This window comes from Rhizobium sp. BK049 (assembly GCF_014193135.1).
Lineage (GTDB): Bacteria > Pseudomonadota > Alphaproteobacteria > Rhizobiales > Rhizobiaceae > Rhizobium.
This window is the reverse complement of the sequence record NZ_JACHYV010000005.1, coordinates 68,264-84,160: the sequence shown is the minus strand read 5'-3', so window position 1 is coordinate 84,160 and position 15,897 is coordinate 68,264. Positions and strand designations below refer to the sequence as shown.

Sequence of the window (15,897 nt, the reverse complement as noted above, 5' to 3'; positions counted from 1 at the left end):
ATGCAGCGTTTCCAACATTATATCGGCGGCGAGTTCTCTGACGGCGAGGCTCATTATCCCAGCATCGATCCGGCGACCGGCACGGTCTGGGCTGAGATGCCGGAAGCGCGCGAGGGCGACGTCGACCGGGCCGTGAACGCTGCCGAAAAAGCGCTATACGACGGTCCCTGGGCGAAGATGACGGCGACGCAACGCGGCAAGCTGCTCTACAGGCTGGCTGACCTCGTTGCCGCCAACGCGCAGGTTCTCGCCGAACTGGAGACGCGCGATACCGGCAAGATCATCCGCGAAACATCCGCGCAGATCGCTTATGTCGCCGAGTACTATCGTTATTATGGCGGCATAGCAGACAAGATCGAAGGCTCCTATCTGCCGATCGACAAGCCCGACATGGATGTCTGGCTTCGCCGCGAGCCAATCGGCGTCGTTGCCATGGTCGTGCCGTGGAACAGCCAGCTCTTCCTGTCGGCGGTCAAGATAGGTCCGGCGCTCGCCGCCGGCTGCACGATGGTGGTCAAAGCCTCGGAAGACGGCCCGGCGCCGCTTCTCGAATTTGCGCGTCTCGTGCACGAGGCGGGCTTTCCCGCCGGCGTCGTCAATATCATCACCGGTTTCGGCGCCTCCTGCGGCGCTGCCCTCGGCCGCCATCCGAAGGTGGCCCACGTCGCCTTCACCGGCGGTCCTGAAACCGCGCGGCAGGTGGTTCGCAACTCGGCAGAAAATCTTGCTTCCACCTCGCTCGAACTCGGCGGCAAGTCGCCCTTCATCGTCTTTGCCGATGCCGATCTCGAAAGCGCCGCCAACGCCCAGGTCGCGGGCATCTTCGCCGCAACGGGACAAAGCTGCGTTGCCGGATCACGCCTGATCGTCGAGCGCAGCGTCAAGGACAAATTCGTCGCCCTGCTGCGACAGAAGGCTGAGGCGATCCGGATCGGCGCACCACTCGACATGGCGACAGAGGTCGGCCCGCTCGCCACCAAGCGCCAGCAGGACAATATCGGCGCCCTCGTCGAAAGGTCGATCGAAAGCGGCGCCCGTCTCGTCACCGGCGGCGGCAAGATCGACGGCGAAGGTTTTTACTTCCCGCCGACGATCCTCGATTGCGACAATGTCGCCTCGCCCTCGCTGATCGAGGAATTCTTCGGACCGGTCCTGTCGGTCGTATCCTTCGAGACCGAGGCCGAGGCGCTGCGGCTTGCCAACGATACCCGCTATGGCCTCGCCTCCGGCCTCTTCACCCAGAACCTGACACGGGCGCATCGGCTGATGAAGGGCATCCGCGCCGGCATTGTCTGGGTCAATACTTACCGTGCCGTATCGCCGATTGCGCCGTTCGGCGGGTTCGGCCTGTCCGGCCACGGCAGGGAAGGCGGCATGGCCGCGGCGCTCGATTACACCCGCACCAAGACGATCTGGCTCCGGACGTCGGACGATCCGATCCCCGATCCCTTCGTGATGAGATGACGCCGATGTTTTACGAAATCCGGACCTATCGGCTGAAGAACGGCGCGATCCCGCAATATCTCAAGGTCGTCGAGGAAGAGGGTATCGAGATCCAGAAGAGCCATCTCGGCACGCTGGTCGGCTACTTCTTCTCGGAGATCGGGACGATCAACGAAATCGTTCACATCTGGGCCTTTGCGAGCCTGGACGACCGCGAGGCGAGACGCCAACGGCTTTTGGCCGATCCCCGGTGGCAGGCGTTCCTGCCCAAGATTCGCGATCTGATCGAGGTGGCGGAAAACAAGATTATGAAGCCAGCAAGCTTTTCTCCCAGGAGCGAGGCGCACTGACGGCATAAGGCATACCGTAGGACAAACCAGAACAAGGATAAGGGAACATGAAAACAGCATTTGCTTTCGCGGCGGTTGCCGCATTCGTGGCGGTCTCCGCCCCGGCCAGGGCCGACAACCTGGTCTTCTCGAGCTGGGGAGGAACGACGCAGGACGCACAGAAGGCCGCATGGGCAAGCCCCTTCACCGAAAAGACCGGCGTCACCGTCGTGCAGGACGGGCCGACGGATTACGGTAAGCTCAAGGCGATGGTCGAGGCCGGCCAGGTCGCCTGGGATGTCGTCGACGTCGAAGGTGACTACGCAGCCCAGGCGGGCAGGAACGGCCAGCTCGAGAAGCTAGACTTCTCCGTCATCGACAAGTCCAAGCTCGATCCGCGTTTCGTCACCGACTATTCGGTCGGCAGCTTCTATTATTCCTTCGTCATCGGCTGCAACGCCGATGCCGTCAAAGCCTGCCCGAAGACATGGGCTGACCTGTTCGACACGGCGAAGTTTCCGGGAAAACGCACATTCTACAAGTGGTCGGCTCCCGGCGTGATCGAAGCGGCGCTGCTTGCCGACGGCGTGCCTGCCGACAAGCTCTATCCGCTCGATCTCGACCGTGCCTTCAAGAAGCTCGATACGATCAAGTCAGATATCATCTGGTGGTCGGGCGGTGCGCAGTCGCAGCAGCTGCTGGCCTCCGCCGAAGCGCCCTTCGGCAGCGTCTGGAACGGCCGCATGACCGCCCTTGCGGCAACCGGCATCAAGGTGGAGACCTCCTGGGAGCAGAACATCACCGCTGCTGATGCGCTCGTCGTGCCGAAGGGTGCGCCGAATGCCGAGGCTGCGATGAAGTTCATTGCGCTGGCGACCTCCGCCGAACCGCAGGCCGCCCTTGCCAAGGCCACCGGATATGCGCCGATCAATGTCGAGTCGGCCAAGCTGATGGACCCGGAGACAGCCAAGACCCTGCCGGACCAGCAGACGGCAAGCCAGGTCAATGCCGATATGAACTACTGGGCCAACAATCGCGATGCCATCGGCGAGAAGTGGTACGCTTGGCAGGCAAAATAGGCTGAGACTTCAGATGGACGGGTACGGCGAAATGTTCGCCGTACCTCCCGCAGCGACGCCTGTCGGATGGCGCCTGCGGAATTGACGGGTGGGAAGGACTTGTCATGACGACGTATAGCGATGCCTCCGGCGCGATCATGCCTCTGCCAAAGGCGCGCAGGGCAACAGGTTTTGGCGGGGTCGTTCCGGCTCTGGCCTTCGTGGCAATCTTTTTCGTCGTTCCGGTCGTGGTCCTGCTGCTGCGAAGCGTCTTGGAACCCGTCCCGGGTCTTGGAAATTATGCGCAGCTGATCGGGTCGGCGACCTATCTCAAGATTTTCGCCAATACCTTCATCGTCTCCGGTTTCGTCACCGTGATTTCGCTTTTGATCGGTTTTCCCGTGGCCTGGGCGCTGGCAATCATGCCCAGTCGGCTGACGTCGGTGATCTTTGCGATCCTGCTCCTGTCGATGTGGACCAATCTGCTGGCCCGCACTTATGCCTGGATGGTGCTGTTGCAGCGGACGGGGCTGATCAACAAGATGCTGATGGGAATGGGCCTGATCGACCAGCCGCTGGCGCTGGTCAACAATCTCACAGGCGTGACGATCGGCATGACATATATCATGCTGCCTTTCATCATCCTGCCGCTCTACGGCGTGATCAAGAAAATCGACCCCTCGACCTTGCAGGCGGCAGCCCTTTGCGGCGCCAACCGCTGGCAGTGCCTGACCCGCGTTCTGATGCCCTTGGCGATGCCCGGCATGGCGGCCGGCGCCCTCATGGTCTTTGTCATGTCGCTCGGTTATTTCGTGACGCCGTCGCTTCTCGGCGGTACCGCCAACATGATGCTCGCGGAGCTGATCGCTCAGTTCGTGCAGTCGCTGGTCAACTGGGGAATGGGAGGTGCGGCGGCGCTGGTGCTCCTGGTGGTGACTTTGTCGCTCTATGCGGTGCAGCTGCGGTTCTTCGGCAACCAGAACCCGGGAGGACGTTGACATGCTGCTCAATTTCGACCGCCTCGGCTGGTGGAAATACGTCCTGCTGGCGATAACGCTGCTCACCGCAGCCTTCCTGCTGCTGCCGATCGTTTTTATCGCCGCGCTGTCCTTCGGCTCCTCGCAGTGGCTGATTTTTCCGCCGCCCGGCTGGACGTTCCAATGGTACAATGAACTGTTTGCCGATCCACGCTGGCTGGAATCGGCTCTGACGAGCTTCAAGATAGCGGTCATCGTCACGATCCTGTCGGTGCTGCTCGGGCTGGTGACGTCCTTCGGGCTGGTGCGAGGTTCGTTCATGTTCCGAGATGCGCTGAAAGCGCTGTTCCTGACGCCGATGATCCTACCGGTCGTGGTTCTCGCGGTCGCGCTGTACGCCTTCTTCTTGAGGATCGGTCTTGGTGGCACGCTGACGGGCTTTGTCATTGCGCACCTGGTGCTGGCGCTGCCCTTCTCGATCCTGTCCATATCGAGTGCGCTCGAAGGTTTCGACAAGTCGATCGAGGATGCGGCGGTGCTCTGCGGCGCCTCGCCCCTGGAAGCCAAGATCAGGGTCACGCTTCCGGCGATCAGCCACGGGCTGTTTTCGGCTGCCGTCTTCTCGTTCCTGACATCCTGGGACGAGGTAGTAGTGGCGATCTTCATGTCCAGCCCGACCCTGCAGACGCTGCCCGTGAAGGTATGGGCGACGCTGCGGCAGGATCTGACGCCTGTCGTCGCAGCCGCGTCCACCCTTCTCATCCTTTTGACGATCATCTTGATGGCGCTGGTCGCCGTCGTGCGTAAGGTACTGAAACAATGAACGAACCATTCCTTCAGATCCGCGGCATACGCAAGGAGTACGGCCCCGTTGTCGCCGTGCACGACGTCAATCTCGATGTCCGGCGCGGTGAGTTCCTGACCTTTCTCGGACCGTCCGGATCCGGCAAGAGCACGACGCTCTACATCCTAGCCGGCTTTGAAAATCCCACGAAAGGCGACATTACCCTCGAGGGCAAGACCCTGCTCGCCACGCCGTCGCACAAGCGCAACATCGGCATGGTGTTCCAGCGCTACACGCTGTTTCCGCATCTGACCGTCGGCGAAAACATCGCCTTTCCGTTGAAGGTCAGGCGCAAGTCCAAGGCCGAGATCGACAGCAAGGTGAAGGAGATGCTGCGCCTCGTCCGCCTCGAAGGCTTCGAGGATCGCAAGCCGGCGCAAATGTCCGGCGGCCAGCAGCAGCGCGTCGCGCTTGCCAGAGCGCTTGCCTATGATCCGCCGGTGCTGTTGATGGACGAGCCGCTGTCGGCGCTCGACAAGAAGCTGCGCGAGGAAATCCAGCATGAGATCCGCCGCATCCACCAGCAGACGGAAGTGACGATCCTCTACGTCACGCACGACCAGGAGGAGGCGCTGCGGCTCTCCGACCGTATCGCCGTCTTCTCGAAGGGCGTCATCGACCAGATCGGGACGGGCCCTGAACTCTACGCCAATCCTCGGACGCGCTTCGTCGCCGAATTCATCGGCGACAGCGATTTCATTTCATGCGACCTGGTGTCCTCCTCCGATGGGCAAGCCACCATCGCGCTCGGAGGCGGAACCATCTTCAATGAGATTCCGGTGCATGGAAAAGGCACCTCCGGTGCAAGGGCGGCACTGATGCTGAGGCCGGAGCGCATTCGGCTGTCGCGGGCAAGAACGGCACGCGCGGGTCTTGCCGCGACTGTCAGCGACATTACCTTTCTCGGCAACAATATCCACGTCTCCACAGAGACGGTGACAGGCGAGGCGCTTTCGGTCCGTTTGCCGTTCGGCCATGAGGCTATTGCCGGGCTCAATCGCGGAGATATAGTCCATCTGGATTTTGATCCCGGCGCCGCTCACGTATTCTGCTGAAAGTTGTCCCATGAAGCTCAATGATCCCTCGCTGTTCCGTCAGGCCTGCCCCATCGCCGATCGCTGGATCGAAGCAGAAGGGCGCCGGGCGGCCATGGTCCGCAATCCGGCGACAGGTGAGGTGCTGGGCGCGGTCCCTGACTTCGGTGCGGCGGAAACGGAAGAGGCCATCCAGGCTGCGGTGGTCGCGCAGAAGCTTTGGGCAAAGAAGACGGCCGGCGAGCGCGCCGCCGTTCTCAAGACCTGGCACCGCCTGATGATCGAAAACCGCGACGATCTGGCGATGATCCTGACGCTGGAGCAGGGAAAGCCGCTGGCCGAAGCCAAGGGAGAGATCACCTATGGTGCGAGCTTCATCGAATGGTTTGCCGAAGAGGCAAGACGCATCAACGGCGAGACCATACCGGGACATCAGCCGGACAAGCGGATCCTCGTCCTGCGCCAGCCGGCCGGAGTGGTGGCGGCGATCACGCCCTGGAATTTCCCGAACGCGATGATCACCCGCAAGATCGGCCCCGCGCTTGCCGCCGGCTGCGCCGTCGTTCTCAAACCGGCGCTGCAGACGCCGTTCTCCGCGATCGCGATCGCCGTTCTTGCGGAGCGCGCCGGCCTGCCGGCGGGGCTTCTCAATATCGTCACGGGTGACGCCGCCGCAATCGGCGGAGCGATGACCGCAAGCCGCGATGTCCGGGTCCTGACATTCACGGGCTCCACCCGGACGGGCGAGCTGCTTTACCGGCAATGTGCGCCGACGATCAAGAAGCTTGGCCTCGAACTCGGCGGCAATGCCCCCTTCATCGTCTTCGACGACGCCGATCTCGACGCTGCGGTCGAAGGCGCGATCATCGCCAAGTTCCGCAATAACGGCCAGACCTGCGTCTGCGCCAACCGGCTCTATGTCCAGGACGGCGTCTACGAGGCGTTCGCCGCGAAGCTGACTGCGGCCGTTTCGGCATTGAAGGTCGGCAATGGTCTTGAACGTGACGTCGTGCTCGGCCCCCTCATCGACGACAACGCTGTCGCTAAGGTCGAGAGCCATATTCAGGACGCCGTTGCAAAAGGCGCGGGCGTCATTTCAGGCGGCAAGCGCCATGCACTCGGCGGCCATTTCTTCGAACCGACGATCCTGCGGGACGTCAACGCCGGCATGCAGGTCGCGCGCGAGGAAACCTTCGGGCCGCTCGCCCCGCTTTTCCGTTTCCGCGACGAAGAGGACGTCATCGCGCAGGCGAACGATACAGAGTTCGGCCTGGCTTCCTATTTTTACGCGCGGGAATTGGCGCGGGTCTTCCGAGTCGCCGAAGCGCTGGAATATGGGATGGTGGGCGTCAATACCGGTCTCGTCTCGACGGCGGAAGCGCCGTTCGGCGGCGTCAAGATGTCGGGTCTCGGCCGCGAGGGATCTAGACACGGCTTGGACGAATATACCGAACTCAAATATGTGTGCCTCGGCGGTATCGCCTGAGCTGGTCGATGCTTGCGCTTCCCGCGGAAATCCTGACGAAGCTTTGTGCCGCCAGGGACCTACTTCGTAAATCGCTGCCGTCACATAATCGGACATGGCGCCGTAGCGCAGAGATAATCCGAGCTGTGCCAGGCTGTGCGTCGCGTTGACGAACGCAGTAATCTCGCGGGGGAGAGCAGAGGAATGGCCAGCGTTGGATTGTTCAGGAGGCGCAGTTCCTGTTCCTCAACCGGCAGGTGGTCCGCCAGCAGGGCGGCCGTTCCAAGTACCCCTGCGGCAAGATCGGAAAATGACGACCAATCGGCTGTGGCGACTGTCCAGCCTACCTCTCACGCCGCTGCGTCCCGACCGGTTCTGAGGACCGTTAGGCTTAATCGTGATGAATATTGACAATACATGCTACGCTGCCCACGAGAAGATGAACGAAAGGGTATGCCCATGGCATCCGGTAGTATTCATGTGAAGGTCAGCGGGAAATTGCAGGATCATAACCAGCAGCAGGTTGGCCACGACGGCCTCCATGGAAACGCCGACGAGCATATTCGTGCGCTCATTCGCCCCGACTTGCAGAGCCGTGATGAGGCGTGCGACATGCTGCAAAGGGAACTCGCGCCGGCGATGCGGGCCGAAGACAGCGAATTCGTCGCGGTTTCGGCCGAAGACGTCATCCGCCGTAACAAGCGCCGACAAGCGTGATGGTGGCCTATCGATTTTATGCGCGCGCCGACGAGGCGCAGGACAAGATTTGGAGCGACACGGTTGAGGCGTCGGGAGAGAAGCCGGCGGATGCCTGTATTCTCGGGCTGCACGCGTATTTGCAGCGTTTATGCCGGGATCGGCTGATCTGGCGACGGCTTCCACAACGTCTGGCAGTTCAGCGTTCGGCCTATATCGGTCGTTATGAGCATCACTATGTGTTCCTTCGCGAGTTCGATAGCGGTGATCTTGGTGTCATGAGCGTTCTTCAGAACGTATGAATCTGCCGGTCCGGCTCAAAGAGGATCTGGCGGCTCTCTTGAACAAACAGCCGTGAGGCGCGGGATCTTCGGTCGTTAGGATTGCTTCTCGAGGAGGGGCTTTAGCCCGGTCTCAGAACCGGTGTTCCGCTCCCTCCATCGGATTTGCCCAGACCGTCATACCTGATGCAAACGGCGTCTCGCCTTCGGCGCGCACGATCATTTGGCCGAGTTCGGGGACATCGAGATAGAGGATCGCGTCGGCGCCGAGCCGTTCCACATGTCGGATTCTGCCTTGCCACTGGCCGGTGCCTTCCGAAAGCCTGACATGTTCCGGGCGGATGCCGTAGGTCGTGCAGTTCATTCGCCGTGCCGTCTCGCCGCCATAGAGGTTCATTTTCGGGCTGCCGATGAAGCCGGCGACGAAGGGTGTGGCGGGATTGCGGTAGAGCTCCATCGGGCTGCCGATCTGCTCGACGGCGCCGCCGTTCAAAACGACGATTTTGTCGGCCATCGTCATCGCCTCGACCTGGTCGTGGGTGACATAGATCATCGTCGAGTTCAGGCGGGCGTGGAGTTCCGAGATCTCCAGGCGCATCTGTGCCCGGAGCGAGGCATCGAGATTGGAGAGCGGCTCGTCGAACAGGAAAACCTTGGGATCGCGCACGATCGCCCGACCGATGGCGACCCGCTGCCTCTGGCCGCCGGAAAGCGCTTTCGGCTTTCTCTGCAAGAGATGGGTGAGCTGCAGCGTTTCGGCTGCCGCCGCGACCTTCTCGGCGATTTCAGCCTTCGGGCGGCGGGCGAGCGAAAGCCCGAAACCGATATTCTCGGCAACCGTCATATGCGGGTAAAGCGCATAGCTCTGGAACACCATGGCGATGCCCCGCTCGGAAGGTTCCGCATAGGTCACGTCCTTGCCGCCGATGGTCAGCCTACCCGAGGTCGTCTCTTCCAGGCCGGCGATGATGCGCAGCAGCGTCGACTTCCCGCATCCCGATGGGCCGACGAAAACGACGAATTCGCCGGAGGCAACCTCAAGATCGACTCCTTTGATGACTTCGAGTGCGCCGAAGCTTTTGCGAACCTGTTTGAGAGTGAGCTCAGCCATTCTGCTACCCTTTGACTCCGCCTGACGTCATGCCCGCGACGATCTGGCGGTTGAAGAAGATGAAGACGATCAGCGGCGGGATCGTCACGAGGAGGATGTTCATGAAGAGCAGATTGTACTGGCTCGAATACATGCTCTGGAAATTATAGAGCGTCAGCTGCACCGTCACGTTCTCCTTGCCCGGCAGGTAATAGAGCGGATTGGTGAAATCGTTGAAGATCGCGATCGACTGGACGACAATATTGGTCACCGTCACCGGCTTGAGCAGCGGCAGGACTACTCGGAAGAAGATCTGACGGGGCTTGGCGCCGTCAATCAGCGCCGCCTCATCGAGATCGCGCGGGATGGTCGAAATGAACGACCGATAGAGCAGGACCGAAAAGGAGAGATTATAGGCAACCTGGATCAGGATCATTCCGGGCATGGTCTTGAAGAGGCCGATGTCCTGCAAAAGGCCGATCGTGGGAACAACGGCCGGCGGCATCATCAGGCCCATGAACAGCGCAGCGAAGGCCACGCGGTTCCACGCCGTCTTGCGGCGCTGCATCACATATCCGACCATCGCCGACAGCAGGATCAGGATCGTGACGGAAACGACCGTGATCAGAGTCGAATTGAAATAGGCGAGCACGAGCTGATAGTCGCGCGCCTTGAAGACGGCGACGAGATTGTCCCAGAACAGCCAATGCTCAGGAAGTTCGAAATCGAGGCGGGAGGCCTCCGATTTGGATTTCACCGCCTGCAGAGCGACGAAAACGAAAGGCATGACGAAGATGACGGCCGCGACGGCAAGGGCTATTGCGCCCGTCACATAGGGGCGGACGCTTCTCATTCCTCGACCTCGCGCCGGTTGAACCATAGGGTGAAGGGCAGGATGATCACGGCGATCAGCGCGAACAGGATGACGTTTCCGGCCGTCGACAAACCATAAAAACCAGCCTGATACTGTTTATAGATGACCGAGGCGATCACATCGGAGGAGAAGCCGGGGCCGCCGCGGGTCATGGCCCAGATCAGGTCGAAGGATCGCAAGCCGCCGATCAGCGACAATGTCACGACGATGACGGTGGCAGGGCGCACGAGCGGCAGGGCGATCCGAACGAATTGCTGGAGCCGTGTGGCGCCGTCGATCCTGGCGGCCTCATAATAGTCGGGACTGATCGCAGCAAGGCCGGCGATGAAGATCAGGGTGGCAAGGCCGACCCCCTTCCAAACATCGACCAGGGCCACCGAAAAGAGCGCGAGCGTCGGATTGGTCAGCCATCCCGGCCCCGGCATTCCAAGCGTCTCGAGCGTAACATTGATGATGCCCTTGGTCGGATGCATCATGACCGTGAAGGTGATGCCGATGCCGATCGTCGAAACCAGCACGGGAAAGAAGACCAGCGTGCGCAGAAAACCGCGGGCGAAGATATTACTGGTGAGCAGCACGGCCAGCAGCAGTCCGCAGACCGTTTTCAGGCCGGATGTCGTCACCGCGTAGATCAGCGTGTTGATCAGCCCCTTGACCAGGAACGGTTCGGAAAAGAACTGCTGGAAATTTTCAAGCCCGATAAATTGGGCTGTCGAGAGATCCCAGCGCGTCAGACTGTACCAGAGAGACGATATGGTCGGAAAAAGGAACAGCACGCCGTAAATGATGGCGGCGGGGATAAAAAACCATAGGGGGTAGGGCGAATTGCGCGTGCGTGGGCGTATCTCGGTCATGACTACCTCTTCGATCGGGAAACCTCGCCCCTTCAGGAGCGAGGTTGATGGCCCGAGCGTCCGCTACCAGTTGGGCAGGGCGAGTTGCTTGGCCTGTTTGCGCACATCCTCGTCATAGAGCTTGGCGGCTTCCGCAGGCTGACGGATACCGGAACCGACTTCGACGGTGATCTGCTCCAACGCCGGGCCCTTGACCGGCGAAACGAACTCCAGCGCTGGCGTCGTTTTGTCCTTAGCCTCGAAATAAGGAAGCATGTCCTTGATTGCAGGCGGCACGTCCGCCGGGAGATCGCAACCGTCGACGAGGGAGGGCCCTTGCACGGCGTTGGTTTCTACCATCACCTTGCAGCCTTCGACGCTGCCCGCAAAATCAATGAACTTCTTTGCTTCCTCGGCGTGCTGGCTGGTGGCCGGAATATAGAGGCCAGGCGGCATCCAGACCGTCAGGCCGTTCGTGGCTGCCTTATCGCTCGGTTGGGCGAAGAAGCCGACATCGCTAAGGTTTTCAGGATAATTCTGTTTAATTGCGCCGACCGCAAAGCTCAGCATCGGATAGTGCGCCGCCTCGCCGGTGGCCACCATTCTCAACCCATCATCATAGCTTGCTGCGCCGAAGTCTTCATTCATCAGCCCGGCGTCATGAACTTCCTTTAGGCGTTCGAAGCCTTTCATCGCTGCCGGCGTCTCTGCGTATTTCGCCTTGTTGGCGGTATAGTCGGCAGCGAAGTTCGGAACGGCAGCATGCAGGTTGTAATAGTCGGCCAATACGAATAGCTGCGAGGTCCAGGTATCGCGATAGGTTTGCGCGACTGCGACCTTGCCCGATGCCTTGACCTTGGCGTTGTTCGCCATGAACTCCGCCCATGTCTTTGGCACCGAGAGGCCGAGGTCCTGGTAGATCTTCCTGTTGTAGAGAATCCCGCCGGCCATCGCCGTACCGAAGGGGGCGCCATAGACTTTGCCGTCGGCACTAACGACGGCCTTGAAGTCGCCGGACACCTTCGCCTGCGAGGCGAGACCGCTCAGATCGACAAGCGTCTGCGTCGGCTTCAGCGCCTGCAAGAGCGACCCGGAATTATACAGGAACACATCGGACATCTCCCCCGTCGCCAGACGCGTCTTGACGATATTGTCGCCTTCGCCACCGCCCGGCCGCTGCTCGATCTCAATCGTCACGTCGGGTGCCTTGCTTTGATAGGCGGCAACCAGCGCCTCGGCCGCCGCGACCGTATCGGGATTGTTGTCGATCAGGAATGACAGCGTGACTTCGGCCTGCGACGGGCCGGCCGCGGCCAAGGCCAGAAGCGCGGATGCGCCGGCAAGAATGAGCTTTATCCGGTGTGTCATGACGTTCCTCCTCTGAACGGATTGACCTGTATGCTCCTCAATAATCGGGTAGGGAAAAGACCAGCCTATGCGTGCCTGGGGGAAGAACCGTTTCCTCCATGACAGGCTCGCCATTGAGTGACGCATTGTGGTGCCGCCGGCCGGGCCGGAAGCGGCCGACGCAACCCTCCGGGAGCGTCAGCACATAGGTGACCTCGCTGCCGGTGCAGTGCCAGCCGGCCTCGATGCGCCCTTGGCTGATATCGTGATAGGTCGAAACCGGCGAAAGCGACGGGATCGGCGCCGGGTCGACGATCACTTCGGCAAAGCCGGGTGCGGCCGGACTCGGCGAAATGCCGGCGACACATTCGAACAGCCATTGGCAGACCGCGCCATAGGCATAGTGGTTATAGCTGTTCATGTCGGGTTCGTAGATGGTGCCGTCGGGCGCCATCGAATCCCAGCGCTCCCAGATCGTCGTCGCCCCCTTTGAAACCTGGTAGAGCCAGCCCGGCACATCCTCCTGCAGGAAGACTTTTTCGGCGAGGTCGTCCATGCCGAGTTTCGTCAGGGCCGGCAAAAGGGCCGGCGTGCCGATGAAGCCGGTGCCGATCTTGTAGTCGGCATCGACGACCACCTGCCTGAAATGTCGCCGGGCGGCCTCATGATGCTCACCCGGTATCAGGTCATACAGGAAGGCCAGCGCATAGGATGTCTGATCGTTATGGGCGAGCCGCCCGGCCGGCGTGATGAACTCGTTGGCAAAAGCCAGCCGGATCTTGTCGGCGCGGCCCTTCATCTGCTCTTCGAGCGCATGCTCGCCGAGAACACCAGCGATCTTTGCTAGAAGATCCGTCGAAATGAAGTGGTATAGGGTCGCCGCACAATCGTCGGCAATGGTCGGGCGCGGCTTTCTGTTGTCGCCGACCGGCTGCAGCCAGTCGCCGAAGGTGAAGCCGCGGGCGCCCCAATGCGAGGGCGGATGGACAATCGGGCCGTCCGAGATGGACCAGACGAAATCGACCCAGCGCACCATCGAGCCCAGGCACTCCGAAAGAACGGACCGGTCGCCGTAATGGGTGTAGAGGACCCAGGGGATCACGACAATCGCGTCGCCCCAGCCGGTCGAGCCTGCATAGCCCGGGAAATTGCCGGGGTGCAGACGCGTCGGGTCGGGCGAGAAATGCGAAACGGCGCCGTCCTCGCGCTGGTCGGCCATCACATCGCGCAGATATTTCTTGAGGAAGGACTGGCTGTCGCTCAGCCAACAGGCCGTCGCGGCAAAGACTTGGGCATCACCCGTCCAGCCGAGCCGTTCGTCGCGTTGCGGGCAATCTGTGGGCACTTCGATGAAATTGGCGCGCTGCGACCAGATGGTATTTTCAACCAGGCGATTGACGAGAGGATTGCCCGAGGTGAAGCCGCCCGCCGGTTCCGGCACCGAGGAGATTGGGATCGAGGCGATTTCAACAATCTCCGCATCGCCTTTGATCGTCACCCTGGCATAACGGAAGCCGTGAAAGGTGAAATGCGGCGCGTAGGTCTCGTCGCCATCTCCGTGCAGCATATAGAGGGTATGCGCGGCGGCCGCGCGATAATTGCGATTGTCGAAATGGCGTTCCGGCCCAAGGACTTCCGAGTGCTCGACCCGCACTTCGGTGCCGGTGACGCCTCGGACCGTGTATCTGACGTAGCCGCCGACATTCTGGCCGAAATCATAGATCGTCCTGCCTTCATGATCGGTCCAGCTTTCGATGGGGGCGAGCGGCTGCAGCTCCCGCACCGCTGCCGTCTCATGCGCGACGAGCAGCCCCGTGTCGAACGGCAATCGCTCGGTCCCGTGGGTTTCGGCGACCTTTTCCAGGCGTGCGTCGTAAATCTCACCGAAATAGATCCCCGACTTCTGGATCGGCAGAAGGCCGCTTTGCCAGGTCGTGTCGGTGGAAAGAATGATGCCGCTGGGGCCGACCAGATCCGCAATGGCCCCGATCCTGTCGCCCCAGCAGTTGGGAATAGCCTGGGCGCCCCACATGATCGGCGAGCGGTACCATCCGTCGGCGAGCCAGATTTCTATCCGGTTGATGCCTGACTTCAGAAATCTCGAGATGTCGTATCGCTGATAGGCAATGCGGGCGTCGTAATTCGTCCAGCCGGGCGTCAGTAGATCGTTGCCGACGCGGGTGCCGTTGATGAAGCAGCGATAGAGGCCGAGTGCCGAGATGAAGAGTTCGATCGGAAGGTCGGTGCCGTCATGATCGAAGGTCTTCGAGACGAAGCTTGCGGCCGTTCCCTGGCCGCGGTCCGACAGTGGTGCGATCATCTCTCCGGACCAGGCGCGAGAAACGAGATTGCTGTCGATGGCTGCCGGCTGAAAGTTCATCAAGTCCTCCCACAGAGATGTAGAACGTTCTCCATATAACGTTCTACATTTTTTTCGGAAGCGCAATAGAAATTTCGTCACCAGTCTGCCATGGTGTTTCTAAGGGCGATTGTGACCGCCCGCAGCGCAAGCCCAGAGATTTCATGTCGATCGAAGAGAAAAAAAGACTGCAACGAAATGATCGCGTGACGATCCGGACGGTGGCAACGCATGCAGGCGTATCGGTCGCCGCGGTCTCGAAGGTGATGCGCAACGCTTACGGCGTCAGCGAAGCGCTGCGGACAAGAGTGACCGACGCTATTGAAGCGCTTGGATATCGGCCCTCACGGGCGGCGCGCGGGTTGCGTGGCCGGAGTTTCACCATCGGCGTGCTTTTGATCGACATCCGCAACCCCTTCCTGCCGGAGGTGATTGCCGGTGTAAACGGCGTGCTGGCGCCTTCGCATTACCAGGCGATGATCGGCGTCAGTGATGCGCGCGTGCAGCTGGAGACGTCGCTGATCGAGTCGATGATCGACTACAAGATGGACGGCCTGATCCTGGTTGCGCCGCGCCTGCCTTCGGACATCATCGCAAAATTCGCGGCTCAGATACCGATCGTCGCCGTCGGTTATCACGATGCCGGCGCCACGGCCTTCGATACGGTCAATGCCGACGACCAGCGTGGAGCCGAGATTGCGGTGGAAGCGCTGCTTGCCTGCGGCTATCGCGACATCGAAATGCTGAGCCTCGGCGAGCGTGAGGGGCACCAGGTCTCTGTCGTGCGCCAGCGCGAGATCGGCTTCCGCCGGGCGATGCAACGTGCCGGACTGGGATCGTCTGTTCCGATCACTAAAATTCCGATTGCCCCGCCAAAGCGGGAGGAAACGATGCGAAAGTTCCTGTCGAGAAAGAACAGGCCGCGCGCCGTTTTCTGCTGGAGCGATCTCGACGCCATCACCCTTCTGAGCCTGGCGATGGAGATGGATGTGCGCGTGCCCGAGGATCTTGCCGTCATCGGATATGACAATTCGTCGACCGCGGCGCTCGGTCTCGTCAATCTCGCAAGCATCGATCAATCGGGCAGGGAGCTCGGTCAGGTCGCCACCCGGACGTTGATTTCGAGAATAGAGGGCCGCACCGGCGCGGAGCATATTTTCCAGATGCCGTCGCTGGTCAGCCGCAACAGCCTGACCCGATCCGGCAATGCCACGGATACTTAGAGCGCCAGAAATGGAAAGGCCGGCAGCCGCAATGCGCTTGCCGG

15 protein-coding genes and 1 pseudogene are annotated in these 15,897 nt (G+C 61.0%); 10 read left to right on the top strand and 6 right to left on the bottom strand.

Going from position 1 to position 15,897, the window contains the following annotated elements:
- The 7 genes from FHT70_RS07080 (at position 1) to FHT70_RS07050 (ending at position 7,171) form a co-directional block, all read left to right on the top strand.
- The gene (locus FHT70_RS07080; protein WP_183699839.1) at positions 1-1,464 is read left to right on the top strand and encodes an aldehyde dehydrogenase; all 1,464 of its coding nucleotides are present in this window, start codon (positions 1-3) and stop codon (positions 1,462-1,464) included.
- Positions 1,465-1,469: 5 nt separating this feature from the next.
- On the top strand, positions 1,470-1,793 hold the full coding sequence (locus tag FHT70_RS07075) for an NIPSNAP family protein (RefSeq protein ID WP_183699837.1): 324 nt from the start codon (positions 1,470-1,472) through the stop codon (positions 1,791-1,793).
- A 47-nt stretch (positions 1,794-1,840) separates the two neighbouring features.
- Positions 1,841-2,851 (top strand): ABC transporter substrate-binding protein, encoded by a 1,011-nt coding sequence (locus FHT70_RS07070; protein WP_183699835.1) that lies wholly within the window; start codon positions 1,841-1,843, stop codon positions 2,849-2,851.
- A 104-nt stretch (positions 2,852-2,955) separates the two neighbouring features.
- Positions 2,956-3,828 (top strand): ABC transporter permease, encoded by an 873-nt coding sequence (locus tag FHT70_RS07065; protein ID WP_183699833.1) that lies wholly within the window; start codon positions 2,956-2,958, stop codon positions 3,826-3,828.
- A 1-nt stretch (position 3,829) separates the two neighbouring features.
- Positions 3,830-4,630, top strand: a complete 801-nt coding sequence (locus FHT70_RS07060) for an ABC transporter permease (protein WP_183699831.1) — start codon at positions 3,830-3,832, stop codon at positions 4,628-4,630.
- The gene (locus FHT70_RS07055; RefSeq protein ID WP_183699829.1) at positions 4,627-5,706 is read left to right on the top strand and encodes an ABC transporter ATP-binding protein; all 1,080 of its coding nucleotides are present in this window, start codon (positions 4,627-4,629) and stop codon (positions 5,704-5,706) included. Before FHT70_RS07060 ends, FHT70_RS07055 begins: the two co-directional genes overlap by 4 nt.
- Positions 5,707-5,716: 10 nt before the next feature.
- Complete coding sequence (locus tag FHT70_RS07050; protein ID WP_183699827.1) at positions 5,717-7,171, top strand: NAD-dependent succinate-semialdehyde dehydrogenase; 1,455 nt, start codon at positions 5,717-5,719, stop codon at positions 7,169-7,171.
- Between the two features lie 57 nt (positions 7,172-7,228).
- Here the strand turns inward: FHT70_RS07050 and FHT70_RS30230 are convergent.
- A pseudogene (locus tag FHT70_RS30230) lies at positions 7,229-7,494 on the bottom strand (FAD-dependent oxidoreductase); the annotation flags it as partial.
- Positions 7,495-7,609: 115 nt separating this feature from the next.
- Between FHT70_RS30230 and FHT70_RS07045 the strand changes: the two are divergent.
- A complete protein-coding gene (locus tag FHT70_RS07045) occupies positions 7,610-7,867 on the top strand; it encodes a transcriptional regulator (RefSeq protein WP_183700092.1) in 258 nt (85 codons plus the stop codon).
- On the top strand, positions 7,864-8,148 hold the full coding sequence (locus FHT70_RS07040; protein ID WP_246721772.1) for a type II toxin-antitoxin system RelE/ParE family toxin: 285 nt from the start codon (positions 7,864-7,866) through the stop codon (positions 8,146-8,148). Before FHT70_RS07045 ends, FHT70_RS07040 begins: the two co-directional genes overlap by 4 nt.
- Before the next feature lie 112 nt (positions 8,149-8,260).
- On the opposite strand, the gene ugpC is transcribed toward FHT70_RS07040, so the two are convergent.
- From ugpC to FHT70_RS07015, 5 genes are all read right to left on the bottom strand, one after another.
- A complete protein-coding gene (gene ugpC / locus FHT70_RS07035; RefSeq protein ID WP_183699825.1) occupies positions 8,261-9,238 on the bottom strand; it encodes a sn-glycerol-3-phosphate ABC transporter ATP-binding protein UgpC in 978 nt (325 codons plus the stop codon).
- A gap of 4 nt (positions 9,239-9,242) precedes the next feature.
- Entirely contained in the window at positions 9,243-10,070 is an 828-nt protein-coding gene (locus FHT70_RS07030; protein ID WP_183699823.1) for a carbohydrate ABC transporter permease, read from the bottom strand.
- Complete coding sequence (locus tag FHT70_RS07025) at positions 10,067-10,945, bottom strand: sugar ABC transporter permease (protein WP_183699821.1); 879 nt, start codon at positions 10,943-10,945, stop codon at positions 10,067-10,069. The genes FHT70_RS07030 and FHT70_RS07025 overlap by 4 nt, the downstream gene beginning before the upstream one ends.
- 63 nt (positions 10,946-11,008) lie before the next feature.
- Positions 11,009-12,292 (bottom strand): extracellular solute-binding protein, encoded by a 1,284-nt coding sequence (locus FHT70_RS07020; RefSeq protein WP_183699819.1) that lies wholly within the window; start codon positions 12,290-12,292, stop codon positions 11,009-11,011.
- A 37-nt stretch (positions 12,293-12,329) separates the two neighbouring features.
- A complete protein-coding gene (locus FHT70_RS07015) occupies positions 12,330-14,651 on the bottom strand; it encodes an alpha-L-rhamnosidase (RefSeq protein WP_183699817.1) in 2,322 nt (773 codons plus the stop codon).
- 143 nt (positions 14,652-14,794) lie between these two features.
- Here FHT70_RS07015 and FHT70_RS07010 point away from each other — a divergent pair, with 143 nt between their 5' ends.
- Entirely contained in the window at positions 14,795-15,853 is a 1,059-nt protein-coding gene (locus tag FHT70_RS07010; RefSeq protein WP_183699815.1) for a LacI family DNA-binding transcriptional regulator, read from the top strand.
- Positions 15,854-15,897: the final 44 nt, after the last annotated feature.

Bases quoted from the DNA above. Each gene is read 5' to 3' on its own strand.
- FHT70_RS07080 (WP_183699839.1), top strand. From the start codon at position 1: ATGCAGCGTTTCCAACATTATATCGGCGGCGAGTTCTCTGACGGCGAG.
- FHT70_RS07075 (WP_183699837.1), top strand. From the start codon at position 1,470: ATGTTTTACGAAATCCGGACCTATCGGCTGAAGAACGGCGCGATCCCG.
- FHT70_RS07070 (WP_183699835.1), top strand. From the start codon at position 1,841: ATGAAAACAGCATTTGCTTTCGCGGCGGTTGCCGCATTCGTGGCGGTC.
- FHT70_RS07065 (WP_183699833.1), top strand. From the start codon at position 2,956: ATGACGACGTATAGCGATGCCTCCGGCGCGATCATGCCTCTGCCAAAG.
- FHT70_RS07060 (WP_183699831.1), top strand. From the start codon at position 3,830: ATGCTGCTCAATTTCGACCGCCTCGGCTGGTGGAAATACGTCCTGCTG.
- FHT70_RS07055 (WP_183699829.1), top strand. From the start codon at position 4,627: ATGAACGAACCATTCCTTCAGATCCGCGGCATACGCAAGGAGTACGGC.
- FHT70_RS07050 (WP_183699827.1), top strand. From the start codon at position 5,717: ATGAAGCTCAATGATCCCTCGCTGTTCCGTCAGGCCTGCCCCATCGCC.
- FHT70_RS07045 (WP_183700092.1), top strand. From the start codon at position 7,610: ATGGCATCCGGTAGTATTCATGTGAAGGTCAGCGGGAAATTGCAGGAT.
- ugpC (WP_183699825.1), bottom strand. From the start codon at position 9,238: ATGGCTGAGCTCACTCTCAAACAGGTTCGCAAAAGCTTCGGCGCACTC.
- FHT70_RS07030 (WP_183699823.1), bottom strand. From the start codon at position 10,070: ATGAGAAGCGTCCGCCCCTATGTGACGGGCGCAATAGCCCTTGCCGTC.
- FHT70_RS07025 (WP_183699821.1), bottom strand. From the start codon at position 10,945: ATGACCGAGATACGCCCACGCACGCGCAATTCGCCCTACCCCCTATGG.
- FHT70_RS07020 (WP_183699819.1), bottom strand. From the start codon at position 12,292: ATGACACACCGGATAAAGCTCATTCTTGCCGGCGCATCCGCGCTTCTG.
- FHT70_RS07015 (WP_183699817.1), bottom strand. From the start codon at position 14,651: ATGAACTTTCAGCCGGCAGCCATCGACAGCAATCTCGTTTCTCGCGCC.
- FHT70_RS07010 (WP_183699815.1), top strand. From the start codon at position 14,795: ATGTCGATCGAAGAGAAAAAAAGACTGCAACGAAATGATCGCGTGACG.